General features: G+C 45.1%; 1 pseudogene. It reads left to right on the top strand.

From position 1 onward, the window contains the following. A pseudogene (locus tag ACNKXV_RS13930) lies at positions 1 to 319 on the top strand (serine hydrolase); the annotation flags it as partial.

Below are 319 nucleotides of genomic sequence, written 5' to 3'. Positions count from 1 at the left end.
ACAGGCGGTATGGATCAAAATTCTTATTGGTATTGGGATGCAGCAGGAAATGCGATTACAGCAGGATTAATGGGGATCGCTCAGCAGGAGAAGTTACTCAGCATCAAAGATCGCACACAAAAACACCTTGATGGGGGATGGACTTCTATGCCTATTGCCAAGGAAAAAAATATCCGTTTGGTTCACCATCTGTCCTACACCACTGGGATCAATGATCAGGTTAAAAATCTCTATGATGTTTCTCCTAAAAGCCTTACTTACAAGACTGATGCGGGTCAGCAATGGGCCTACCATCCCGCCACTTTTTCACTGCTGGAGC

The sequence above is a fragment of the Christiangramia aquimixticola genome (genome assembly GCF_048285835.1).
Classification (GTDB): Bacteria; Bacteroidota; Bacteroidia; order Flavobacteriales; family Flavobacteriaceae; genus Christiangramia; species Christiangramia aquimixticola.
Note: the sequence above shows the minus strand (reverse complement) of the source record. Positions and strands in the feature narration are given on the sequence as shown.